Origin of the sequence: Streptomyces sp. SM1 (assembly GCF_002910825.1) — a bacterium.
In the GTDB taxonomy this organism is placed as follows: Bacteria; Actinomycetota; Actinomycetes; order Streptomycetales; family Streptomycetaceae; genus Streptomyces; species Streptomyces okerensis.
In genome coordinates this window covers 1-11,149 of the sequence record NZ_NEUB01000963.1, presented here as the reverse complement: position 1 = coordinate 11,149, position 11,149 = coordinate 1, and the positions used below count along the sequence as shown (strand labels likewise).

General features: G+C 70.9%; 12 protein-coding genes and 1 pseudogene. 8 read left to right on the top strand and 5 right to left on the bottom strand.

Annotation, left to right across the window (positions count from 1 at the left end; all coding sequences use genetic code 11):
- Nucleotides 1-170 precede the first annotated feature (170 nt).
- The gene (locus B9S61_RS33665; RefSeq protein ID WP_103545562.1) at nucleotides 171-1,406 is read right to left on the bottom strand and encodes a glycosyltransferase family 87 protein; all 1,236 of its coding nucleotides are present in this window, start codon (nucleotides 1,404-1,406) and stop codon (nucleotides 171-173) included.
- A gap of 131 nt (nucleotides 1,407-1,537) precedes the next feature.
- Here B9S61_RS33665 and B9S61_RS33660 point away from each other — a divergent pair, with 131 nt between their 5' ends.
- Nucleotides 1,538-2,680 (top strand): glycosyltransferase family 4 protein, encoded by a 1,143-nt coding sequence (locus tag B9S61_RS33660; RefSeq protein ID WP_103545561.1) that lies wholly within the window; start codon nucleotides 1,538-1,540, stop codon nucleotides 2,678-2,680.
- A 273-nt stretch (nucleotides 2,681-2,953) separates the two neighbouring features.
- Here B9S61_RS33660 and B9S61_RS33655 read toward each other — a convergent pair whose 3' ends face one another.
- The gene (locus B9S61_RS33655; protein ID WP_103545560.1) at nucleotides 2,954-4,750 is read right to left on the bottom strand and encodes a long-chain fatty acid--CoA ligase; all 1,797 of its coding nucleotides are present in this window, start codon (nucleotides 4,748-4,750) and stop codon (nucleotides 2,954-2,956) included.
- 296 nt (nucleotides 4,751-5,046) lie between these two features.
- Between B9S61_RS33655 and B9S61_RS33650 the strand changes: the two genes are divergently transcribed.
- From B9S61_RS33650 to B9S61_RS33630, 5 genes are all read left to right on the top strand, one after another.
- Nucleotides 5,047-5,844, top strand: a complete 798-nt coding sequence (locus tag B9S61_RS33650; protein ID WP_103545563.1) for a metallophosphoesterase — start codon at nucleotides 5,047-5,049, stop codon at nucleotides 5,842-5,844.
- Nucleotides 5,845-5,983: 139 nt separating this feature from the next.
- Complete coding sequence (locus B9S61_RS33645) at nucleotides 5,984-6,427, top strand: SRPBCC family protein (protein WP_103545559.1); 444 nt, start codon at nucleotides 5,984-5,986, stop codon at nucleotides 6,425-6,427.
- 167 nt (nucleotides 6,428-6,594) lie between these two features.
- Nucleotides 6,595-7,746, top strand: a complete 1,152-nt coding sequence (locus B9S61_RS33640; protein WP_103545558.1) for an ArsA family ATPase — start codon at nucleotides 6,595-6,597, stop codon at nucleotides 7,744-7,746.
- 58 nt (nucleotides 7,747-7,804) lie between these two features.
- On the top strand, nucleotides 7,805-8,329 hold the full coding sequence (locus B9S61_RS33635) for a DUF5304 domain-containing protein (protein ID WP_103545557.1): 525 nt from the start codon (nucleotides 7,805-7,807) through the stop codon (nucleotides 8,327-8,329).
- 135 nt (nucleotides 8,330-8,464) lie between these two features.
- Nucleotides 8,465-9,418, top strand: a complete 954-nt coding sequence (locus B9S61_RS33630; RefSeq protein ID WP_103545556.1) for an ROK family glucokinase — start codon at nucleotides 8,465-8,467, stop codon at nucleotides 9,416-9,418.
- Between the two features lie 147 nt (nucleotides 9,419-9,565).
- On the opposite strand, the gene B9S61_RS33625 is transcribed toward B9S61_RS33630, so the two are convergent.
- Entirely contained in the window at nucleotides 9,566-9,805 is a 240-nt protein-coding gene (locus B9S61_RS33625; protein WP_181007650.1) for a hypothetical protein, read from the bottom strand.
- Here B9S61_RS33625 and B9S61_RS33620 point away from each other — a divergent pair.
- Both B9S61_RS33620 and B9S61_RS33615 read left to right on the top strand, forming a co-directional pair.
- Entirely contained in the window at nucleotides 9,789-10,016 is a 228-nt protein-coding gene (locus tag B9S61_RS33620) for a hypothetical protein (RefSeq protein WP_308457807.1), read from the top strand. The two genes, B9S61_RS33625 and B9S61_RS33620, sit on opposite strands and share 17 nt — an antisense overlap.
- Nucleotides 10,017-10,025: 9 nt before the next feature.
- Nucleotides 10,026-10,160 (top strand): annotated as a pseudogene (locus tag B9S61_RS33615) (IS5/IS1182 family transposase); the annotation flags it as partial.
- Between the two features lie 57 nt (nucleotides 10,161-10,217).
- Here the strand turns inward: B9S61_RS33615 and B9S61_RS43610 are convergent.
- Together B9S61_RS43610 and B9S61_RS33610 are read right to left on the bottom strand one after the other, a co-directional pair.
- On the bottom strand, nucleotides 10,218-10,505 hold the full coding sequence (locus B9S61_RS43610) for a PH domain-containing protein (RefSeq protein WP_374936267.1): 288 nt from the start codon (nucleotides 10,503-10,505) through the stop codon (nucleotides 10,218-10,220).
- A 272-nt stretch (nucleotides 10,506-10,777) separates the two neighbouring features.
- Nucleotides 10,778-11,149: transposase family protein (locus B9S61_RS33610; RefSeq protein WP_146064936.1), on the bottom strand; the 372-nt coding region annotated here is incomplete at its 5' end.

Here is an 11,149-nt window from a genome sequence, read left to right as displayed (position 1 = left end):
CGGGCAGTCGTGCCGCTGGGGCGGCACGGGTGGGCGCGACGGCACCCCGCGAGCGCCGGGCCGCGCAACCACCCCCCGCCCAGCACCGACCCCGCTAACCCGAGAACCCCCGTAACCGCATGCAACCGCAACCGCAACCGCAACCGCAACCGCAACCGCGAGCGCCCGGATCAGGACGGGACCCGCACCTCCGCGGCCCGGGCCGAACCCGACGCCGTGGGAATCGCCCGACGCCCCGGCACGGTCGTGCCCCACAGCGTGCGAGCCGCCAACAGGCCCGCCGCCACCAGCAGCCCATTGCGCACCACCAACAACGAGATCCCCAGCGCATCGCTCGCCACCACATGGGCGAACCACACGGGAAACTCCAGCACCGTCACCAGGCAGGCCACCAGCACCATCCCCACCGGCACCCCCATCCGGCTCTCCCGGAAACAGAGGCAGACCGCCGCCAGCCCCACCAGCCACACCATGTACTGCGGACTGATCACCCGACTCGTGACCGTGAACATCAGCACCCCCACGAACGCCGCGTCAGCGACCGTGTGCGGCTCGAACCGGCATGCCAGCACCCGCCACAGCACCAGCCACGCGAACGCCGCCCCCGTCAGGAACAGCGCCCCGGTGCTCACCCAGCTCACATACGGCCCGAGGAACTCCACCGACCCGTAGTTCAGCAGCACCTCGCCCTCCCAGCCGTGATGCCGCGCCACGTGGAAGACCAGCGCCCCCAGCGACTCCACCTCCGTGCCCCGGTCCCGCTGGGACCCCAGGAACGCGAACGCCCCCGGCATCAGCACGGCGAACAGCGCGGCCACGCCAACCCCCGTCACCACCGCCGACACCCACGCCCCGCGCCCGCGCACCGCGAGCAGCAGCAGCGCCGGCCATACCTTCACCAGCGCCCCGAACCCCACCAGCGCCCCCATCAGCCGCGGGTGCCGGGCGCCGGCCAGCAGCGCGGCCACCGCCACCGCCGTCACCATCACGTCGTAGCGCGCGTACACCGTCGGTCCGAGCAGCGGCACGCCCGCCACCCACACCCAGGCACCGCGGCGCGTCCGTCCCGGACCGCGGCCGGCGTACAGCAGCAGCGCCAGCGTGACCAGGTCGGCGACGAAGGCCAGCACGAAGAACGCGGTGGCGTACTCCAGGAACGGCAGCAGACCGGGGGAGAGGACCGCCAGCGCGGCGGCGGGCGGATACTGCCAGGTCACGTCGTCCAGCGGGAACGTTCCGGTGCTCAGCACGTCGTACCAGCCCCGGTAGATCACCGACACGTCACTCGTGACGTCCGGCCCCGGGAAGACGATCACCTTGAGCACGCACAGCAGCAGTGCCGTCCTCGTCAGCCCCCAGATGACCAGGAGCCCCGGGAGGGACCCTCGTGCGGCCGTCGTCTTCACGTGATTGCCTGCCCGTCCGGTGTGCCGTCGTCGCTGTCGTGAGGGGCCATGATGTCCCGGACCCCGGTGTACGTGCCACCGACCACCGCCGTGGCGGATGACGGAACCGCCGTTCGGTAGGGTCTGCGACGATGCACCAGACCCTGATCGTGACCAACGACTTCCCGCCCCGGCCCGGCGGCATCCAGGCGTTCCTGCACAACATGGCGCTGCGGCTCGACCCCGAGCGCCTCGTCGTCTACGCCTCCACCTGGAAGCGCTCCCGGGAGGGCGTCGAGGCGACCGCCGCCTTCGACGCCGAGCAGCCCTTCACCGTCGTACGCGACCGTACGACGATGCTGCTGCCGACCCCGGCGGCCACCCGGCGGGCCGTCGGGCTGCTGCGCGAACACGGGTGCACCTCGGTGTGGTTCGGGGCGGCGGCGCCCCTCGGCCTGATGGCACCGGCTCTGCGCCGCGCGGGCGCCGAGCGGATCGTGGCCACCACCCACGGCCACGAGGCCGGCTGGGCCCAGCTGCCCGCCGCGCGCCAACTGCTGCGCCGTATCGGGGAGTCCACGGACACGATCACCTACCTCGGCGAGTACACCCGTTCCCGGATCGCCTCCGCGCTCAGCCCCGAGGCGGCCTCCCGGATGGTGCAACTGCCGCCCGGCGTCGACGAGAAGACCTTCCACCCCTCCTCGGGCGGCGACGAGGTGCGGGCACGGCTCGGCCTGACCGACCGCCCGGTGGTGGTGTGCGTCTCCCGGCTGGTGCCGCGCAAGGGCCAGGACACCCTGATCCGGGCGATGCCCGCCGTTCTGGCCGCCGAGCCGGACGCCGTGCTGCTGATCGTCGGCGGCGGCCCCTACGAGAAGGACCTGCGCCGTCTCGCCCACGACACCGGCGTCTCCGCGTCCGTCCGCTTCACCGGCTCCGTCCCCTGGTCCGAACTGCCCGCCCACTACGGCGCCGGTGACGTCTTCGCGATGCCCTGCCGTACCCGGCGCGGCGGCCTGGATGTCGAGGGCCTCGGCATCGTCTACCTGGAAGCCTCCGCGACCGGCCTCCCGGTCGTCGCCGGCGACTCCGGCGGCGCGCCCGACGCGGTCCTCGACGGCGAGACCGGCTGGGTGGTCCCGGGCGACGGCCCCGCCCCTACGGCCGACCGTCTCACCACCCTCCTCGCCGACGGGGAACTCCGCCGCAGCATGGGACAGCGGGGCCGCGCATGGGTCGAGGAGAAGTGGCGCTGGGACCTCCTGGCCGAGCGCCTGAAGAAACTGCTCTGAGGAGGTTGCACTGAACAACGCCGCCGAGGACGGCCCACCGAGGGGCGCGGGGAACTGCGCGAGAAACCACACATGACCGGCACCCGCCGACGGCGCTCACGAGGCACCCGAAAGCTGCTCCGGCGAGCCCGCGTTGAGCAGCGCCGTCCGGAACAACCCCCCAGGGGCGCGGGGAACTGCGCGAGAAACCACGTACGACCCGCACCCGCCGACACCGCTCACGAGGCACCCCCCCCACAACGCCCCACAACGCCCCGCCCCGCCCCGCCCCGCCTACTTGGCGTAGATCGCCTCGATCTCGTGCGCGTAGTCCTTGGCCACGACATTCCGCTTCAGCTTCAACGACGGAGTCAGATGCCCGGACTCCTCGCTGAACTGCGCCGGCAGCACCCGGAACTTCCGCACCGACTCCGCCTTGGAGACCGCCGCGTTCCCGTCGTCGACCGCCGTCTGGATCGCGGCCAGCAGATCCGGGTCCTGGCTCAGCGACGCCACCGTGGACCCCTCCGGCTTCCCGTGCTCCGCACACCACCGGCCCAGGAAGTCCTCGTCGATGGTGACCAGCGCGCCCACGAACGGCCGCCCGTCGCCCACCACCATGCACTCCGCGACCAGCGCGTGCGCCCGGATCCGGTCCTCGATGACCGCCGGGGCGACGTTCTTGCCGCCCGCCGTCACCAGTATTTCCTTCTTCCGGCCGGTGATCCGCAGGTAGCCGTCCTCGTCCAGGGTGCCGATGTCCCCGGTGTGGAACCAGCCGTCGGCCAGCGCCTCGGCGGTCGCGGCCGGGTTGTTCCAGTACTCCTTGAAGAGGTGCTCGCCGTGCAGCAGCACCTCGCCGTCATCCGCTATCCGGACGACCGAGCCGGGCAGCGGCTGCCCGACCGTGCCGATCTTCTGCCGGTCCCAGGGGTTGAACGCGGTGGCCGCGCAGGACTCGGTCAGCCCGTAGCCCTCCAGCACGCTGAAGCCGATGCCGCGGAAGAAGTGGCCCAGCCGCTCGCCCAGGGGCGCGCCGCCGGAGATCGCGTACTCGCCGCGCCCGCCCAGCACCGTACGCAGCTTGCCGTAGACCAGCTTGTCGAACACCTTGTGCTTGATCTTCAGGCCGACCGGCGGCCCGGACGGCGTGTCCAGCGCCTGGCTGTAGGCGATCGCCGTGTCCGCCGCCTTGTCGAAGATCTTGCCCTTGCCGTCGGCCTGCGCCTTGGCCCGCGCCGAGTTGTACACCTTCTCGAAGACCCGCGGCACACCGAGGATCAGCGTCGGCCGGAACGAGGCCAGCTCCTCGGTGAGGTTCTTGATGTCCGGCACGAGGCCCAGCTTGATCGGCGCCACCATCGGCGCGATCTGCACCATCCGCCCGAAGACGTGGGCGAGCGGCAGGAACAGCAGCACCGAGCACTCACCGGTGCGGAACAGCGGGCGCAGCCGCTCCACGACGTTGCCGCACTCGGCGAAGAAGCTGCGGTGGGTCAGCACACAGCCCTTGGGGCGGCCGGTGGTGCCGGAGGTGTAGACGATGGTCGCCGGGTCGTCCGCCTTCGCGACGGAGCTGCGCTCGTCGACCGTCTCGTCGGTGACGCCCTTGCCGAGCCGGTTCAGCTCGTCCAGGCCGCCGGCCTCGATCTGCCACAGGTTCTTCAGCCCCGGCAGCCGGTCGCGTACGGACTCCACGGTCGCCGCGTGGGCGTCGAGCTCGACGAAGCAGGCGGTGACGCCGGAGTCGCTGAGGATCCACGCCACCTGCTCCGCCGAGCTGGTCTCGTACACCGGCACGGTGACCGCGCCCGCGCTCCAGATCGCGAAGTCCAGCAGCGTCCACTCGTAGCGGGTGCGGGACATCAGGGCGACCCGGTCACCGGGCTGCACACCCGCGGCGATCATGCCCTTCGCGGCAGCCCGTACCTCCGTGAGGAAGGTGGTGGACGTCACGTCCTGCCACGTACCACCGACCTTGCGGGCGATGACGGCGACGTCGGGATGCTGCGCGGCGTTTCGGCGGACGATGTCGGCCAGATTGCCGTCCGCGGGGACCTCGTACAAAGCCGGAAGGCTGAACTCGCGCAAGACTGCTGCTCCTCTTAGGGCGCCGGCGCCACGACGTTGTGCGATGCGACGGTGCGGTCCAAGGCTCGGGCGGGTGCTCGCGAATTCACAAGGTGAAATCCCGAGCATGACTGGACTGCCCGGACGTTACCCGCCGGTATGCCTTCTACGACAGGGGGTCCCCGCCAGATGTTCGCTGCGTCACACAGGTTGGTGTTCCATTGCGCACAGTAGTCCACCCCTGAACCGACGAGCCAGTAACCGCAGGTAGGCCCGCCATTGTTCACGCGTGCCGCGCACGATTACCCTTGATCGCCATGGCATCCACACCAGGCGGGAACCGGCGCGCACGCGTCCACGTGGTCAGTGACGTGCACGGCAACGCCCGCGACCTGGCGCGCGCCGGCGACGGCGCCGACGCGCTCATCTGTCTGGGTGACCTGGTGCTCTTCCTCGACTACGCCGACCACTCGCGCGGTATCTTCCCCGACCTGTTCGGCACGGAGAACGCCGACCGCATCGTGGAGCTGCGCACCGCCCGCCGCTTCGACGAGGCCCGCGACTTCCAGCGGCGGCTGTGGGCCGGCATCGGCATGGACCGGGCGACGGCGATCAGGACGGCCGTGCGCAAGCAGTACGCCGAGCTGTTCTCCGCCTTCCCCACCCCTACCTACGCCACCTACGGCAACGTCGACGTGCCGCCCCTGTGGCCGGAGTACGCGGGCCCCGGCACCACCGTCCTCGACGGGCAGCGGGTGCAGATCGGCGGCTGGACCTTCGGCTTCGTCGGCGGCGGCCTGCGCACCCCCATGCGCACGCCGTACGAGATCGGCGACGAGGAGTACGCGGCGAAGATCGAGGCCGTCGGAGAGGTCGACGTGCTGTGCACGCACATCCCCCCGGAGGTGCCGGAGCTGGTCTACGACACCGTCGCCCGCCGCTTCGAACGCGGCAGCCGCGCCCTGCTGGACGCCATCCGCCGCACCAAGCCCCGCTACTCCCTCTTCGGTCATGTGCACCAGCCGCTGGTCCGCCGGATGCGGATCGGCTCCACCGAATGCGTCAACGTGGGGCATTTCGCGAGCACCGGACGGCCCTGGGCGCTGGAGTGGTGAGGCCGGAAGGGGACGGATGCCCCAGGTCGGGTGAGTTCGGCCGGCCCGGCGCACGGTAGCCTTCCGCTGCACGCGCGTGAGCTGTGCGGCTGACGCACGGCATGACGATGACCGGCCCGTATCCGGAGGAGCCACGGCGATGGCGGAACACACCAGCTCGAGCATCACCATCGAGGCGGCACCGGCCGACGTCATGGGGGTGATCGCCGACTTCGACCGCTATCCCGACTGGACGGGTGAGGTGAAGGAGGCGGAGGTCCTCAAGACCGACGAACAGGGCCGCGCCGAACAGGTGCGTCTCGTCATGGACGCGGGCGCCATCAAGGACGACCAGACCCTGGCGTACACCTGGACCGGCGGCCACGAGGTCTCGTGGACCCTGGTCAAGTCCCAGATGCTCCGCTCCCTCGACGGCTCCTACATCCTCACCCCGGCGGGCACGGGCACGACGGAGGTCACCTACCGCCTGACCGTCGACGTCAAGATCCCCATGCTCGGCATGATCAAGCGCAAGGCGGAGAAGGTCATCATCGACCGGGCCCTGGCCGGCCTGAAGAAGCGCGTGGAGTCAACCCCGAAGTAACGCCCCCCGGCCGCGGGCACCCGCCCGTCCCACTGCGGGCAGTCGTGCCGCAGGGCGGCACGGGTGGGCGCGGCGGCACCCCTCAAGCGCAGGGCAGCGCGACCCACCCCCGCTCAGCCCCCGCTCCGGTGCACGTCCGTACCCACCCTCCGCTACGGTTCACCCCCATGCGCACCCTCCTGATCACGGGCCCCGGCGGCAGCGGCCGCACCACGACCGCCGCCGCCACCGCCCTCACCGCAGCCCGCGAGGGTACGCGCACCCTGCTCCTCGGCACCGACCGCACGGACACCCTGACCCCCGTCCTGGGGGACACGCCCCCACCCGGGCTCACGGTCCGCCGCGTCGACCCGGACGCCGGCTTCCGCACCGACCTCGCCGCCCTCCAGACCCGCGCCGGCTCCGCCCTGGACTTCCTCGGTGCCTCCCGCCTCGAACCCGACGAGATCGCCCCCCTCCCCGGAGCCGAGGAACTCGCCGTCCTGCGCGCCCTGCGCGACGCCACGCTCTCGGACGAGGCATACGGCCTCGTCGTCGTCGACCTCCCGCCCACCCTCCGCGCCCTGGCCCTCCTCGCCCTCCCCGAAGAGCTCCGCCGCTACCTCCGCCGCCTTCTCCCGCCCGAGCGGCAGGCGGCCCGCGCCCTGCGCCCCGTACTCGGCCGCCTCGCCGGAGTCCCGATGCCCGCCGAGTGGCTGTACGAGACGGCGGCCCGCCTCGACCTCCAGCTCGCCGCCGTGGAGGCCGTACTCGCCGACCATGACACCGTCGTACGCCTGGTCGCCGAACCGGGGCCCGCCGGTGCCGACGCAGTCCGCACCGCCGCCCTCGGCCTCTCCCTGCGCGGACTGCGCACCGACGCGCTGATCGCGACCCGCGTCCTGCCGGAGAGCGACGCGGACAGCTGGCTCGCCGGCCCCGTCGCCCAGCAGCGCAAGACCCTGGAGGAGTGGCGCGAGTCCTACGACGTCCACCAGGCCGCCCACCTGGGCCGTGACCCGCGCGGCGCCGACGACCTCGCCGCACTCGCGGTGCCGGGCCTCACCCCGCGCCCCGCCCCCGTCGCCTGGCCGGTCACCGACCACCTCGCCGAGGACGGCGTCCTCGTCTGGCACCTCCCCCTGCCCGGTGCCCACCGTGACGGACTCGACCTCATCCGACGCGGCGACGAACTGATCGTCACCGCCGGCCCCTTCCGCCGCATACTCCCGCTGCCCTCCGCACTGCGCCGCTGCACCGTCGACGGCGCGGCCCTGCACGAGGGCGAACTGCGCGTCCGGTTCCGGCCGGATCCGGGCCTGTGGCCGCGCACCCGCTGAAGCGACGCGCGCCGTTCGGGTACCGTCGAGAGTGCCCACCCGCAGTCAGGAGTCCGTCATGAGCGAACAGCTCCCCCCGCCCGACGACACCGGGGACGAGATCGTCGACAAGCCGGCGGACGACGTACGGACGCCCGCCGCGGAAGCCGACGCCGACGCGTGGGCGACCGCCGCCGCCGAGGACCTGGAGGCGGAGAAGGCCCGCCGCCGCGCGCAGTACGGCCCGCCCCCCGGCTCCGCCGCCGAAGAGCTGAAGAAGCTCGTCGACGCGGTCACCGACAAACTCTCCGGCCTCCAGTCCCCGCTTCTCGGCGCGGTCGCGGGCCCCGCCGCGCAGCAGGTGGTCCGCCAGGTCGTCCAGCAGGCGAAGGCCGCCGTCGAACCCGTCATCGAACGCAACCCCGACGTGTTCGACCACCTCGCCGTCGCCGGCAACGAGATCCTCGCCGCCTACCGCTCCGCGGTCCAGGACCAGGAGCGCCGCTGGACGGCCCGGGACGCCGACCGCCGCGACGCCGACGACCGCCGCGACCGCGGCGACGACCCGGGCACCGCCCCCGGCGAGCACATCGACCTCGACTGATCTCCCCCACCTCACGGCCCCGGCGGGACACCCATGGTGTCCAGAGGGTCGCCCACCGTACGGACGCCGGGACTTCTCGGGCGGCGCCTCGGGTACCGTTGGCGGTAGCGGGGCTCGACCGAAACTGAGGGATTCATGGGACTCACCATCGGCGTCGATATCGGCGGCACCAAGATCGCGGCGGGCGTGGTCGACGAGGAAGGCACCATCCTCTCGACCCACAAGGTGCCGACCCCGGGCACGCCCGAGGGGATCGTGGACGCCATCGCCTCCGCGGTGGAAGGAGCACGCGCCGGACACGACATCGTCGGCGTGGGCATCGGCGCGGCCGGATACGTCAACCGCCAGCGCTCCGAGGTCTACTTCGCCCCCAACATCCACTGGCGCAACGAGCCGCTCAAGGAGAAGGTCGAGGCCCGTGTGGGTCTCCCGGTCGTCGTGGAGAACGACGCCAACGCCGCCGCCTGGGGCGAGTACAAGTTCGGCGCCGGCAAGGGCCACCGCAACGTCATCTGCATCACGCTCGGCACCGGCCTCGGCGGCGGCGTGATCATCGGCAACAAGCTGCGCCGCGGCCACTTCGGCGTCGCCGCCGAGTTCGGCCACATCCGCATGGTGCCGGACGGGCTGCTGTGCGGCTGCGGCTCGCAGGGCTGCTGGGAGCAGTACGCCTCCGGCCGCGCCCTGGTCCGCTACGCCAAGCAGCGCGCCAACGCCACCCCCGAGAACGCGGAGACGCTGCTCTCCCTCGGCGACGGCACCCCGGAGGGCATCGAGGGCAAGCACGTCTCCATGGCCGCCCGCCAGGGCGACCGGGTGGCCGTCGACTCCTACCGCGAGCTGGCCCGCTGGGTCGGCGCCGGCCTCGCCGACCTGGCCTCCCTCTTCGACCCCTCCGCCTTCATCGTCGGCGGCGGACTCTCCGACGAGGGCGAACTGGTCCTGGGCCCGATCCGCAAGTCCTACAAGCGCTGGCTGGTCGGCGGCAACTGGCGCCCGGTCGCCGACGTCCTCGGCGCCCGGCTCGGCAACAAGGCGGGCCTGGTGGGCGCGGCGGACCTCGCCCGCGAACCGGACCCGATCATGTAACCCCCTTCCCATCGCACGCACGACTGCGCCCGCCTGCCCCCCTCGCCGGGGACGGCGGGCGCAGCCGTGTCTCGTACGACCTGTGACCGGCAGGCTGAGTGCCTGCCGGTCACAGGCGTCAGGCTCAGCGCGTGGCCCTGTCGCGTGTCAGCTGAATGCCTGGAAGGCGAGCCAGCCGCTGGAACCGACGGTGACGGGTGTGCCGTGACCACTGGTGGTGACGGTGGGATAGAAGTACAAGCCGCTGCCGGTGTCGGGGCTGTTGGCCCAGAGGTCCGGTGTGCCGTCGTTGTCGGCATCCGCAGGGGAGGTGATCAGCGGACGGTTCGTCGGGTACCAGTTGGAGCCGACCTGAATGCGACTGGGGCCGGTGCCGAGACCTTCCATCCGCGACCGTACCTTCGCCGAGGACGCCTCCACCGTCCACGCCGGCAACGCACCCCGCGTCATGGCCACCCTCCGCAACCTCGCGATCGGAGCCCTCAAAGCCCTCGGAGCGACCAACATCGCGAAGACCACCCGCGCCATCCGCGACCAACCCGAACGAGCCCTCCCCATCCTGGGCATCACCTACAAGCACGACCTCAACGGAACTTGATCAAGCCCTGTCCGCGCACTCGTCGAGCAGGCCATGGCCACCCTCAAAGCCTGGCGGCTCCTCCGCAGGCTCCGGTGCTCGACCACCCGCATCACCAGCCTCGTCCAGGCAGTCCTCGCCCTGCATCTGGCCAGCTCAGAGTGAGGATGGAAAGGGCTCAGTCATGCTCGGACTCGCAGCCTGAGAACGCGCCACCCCTGATCAGCTTGTTGCCCGCCGCCAATACTGACACAGCAAGGCGTACTTCGCTTCGAACTTGGGGTCGTATCCATTGCTCGTGAAGGCTCCCGGAACTGTCAAGGGGCGCCCGTTGGCACGCACAAGGCGCAAATCCCACCACTGGTTACTTCGTGCCGTATGATGCCGCTTTTCGATATCAATAACATCCGACCACGGGATCGACCTTCCCCTACTCAGAAGCCCACTGAACGATATCCCTTCAGGAGTGAGCAGGGCTCGACCGTAACCGCGGCTGATTATGTAGATCATCGAGATAAGCCATGCGAAGGAAATCGAGACCATCCACCAGAGCGAGGCACCCCTCTCGGATATCACCACTGCAACTGCCACTCCTACGCAAATTGCTGTGAAGTATGCCACCGCCCTCCAATTCTTGCGCTTCTCTGCCGCATCTAGAGCAATCCAAGCTTCAGTCATGAAATCTCCAAAATCGCCCTCGCGGCACTCATCGCCGGTGATTTAGATCGTCTCCGACGATAGTGAGTCTTTGTCAGTAACGGATCATTACGTTGCGTGACTAATCAGATGGTGCGGTCGTACTCGAGCTGGAGCAGGACGAGGGCTGCGGCGGCGATCTTCGTGATGCGGCTGGGGTCGAGGCTGACCCGGCGTAGTGCCTTGAAGGTGGTCTTGAGCAGGGAGTTGGCGCGCTCGCAGACGCCGTGGACGCCGCGGATGACCTTGTTGTAGGTCTGCTGGGCCTCGGTCAGCTCGCCTCCGGCGGGCTTCTTGTGCGGGTGGCGAAAACCGTCGCCGGCGTTCTCGTAGCCGAGGTCGACGAGGGTCGGCATGTCCAGCTCGGCAGCGATCCGGTTGAGGGCATCGATCAGGCCGTGGTGGCGGGCGCAGGTGGTGTCGTGCTCGCGGCCCGGGCGGACCGGTGAGACCCAGAT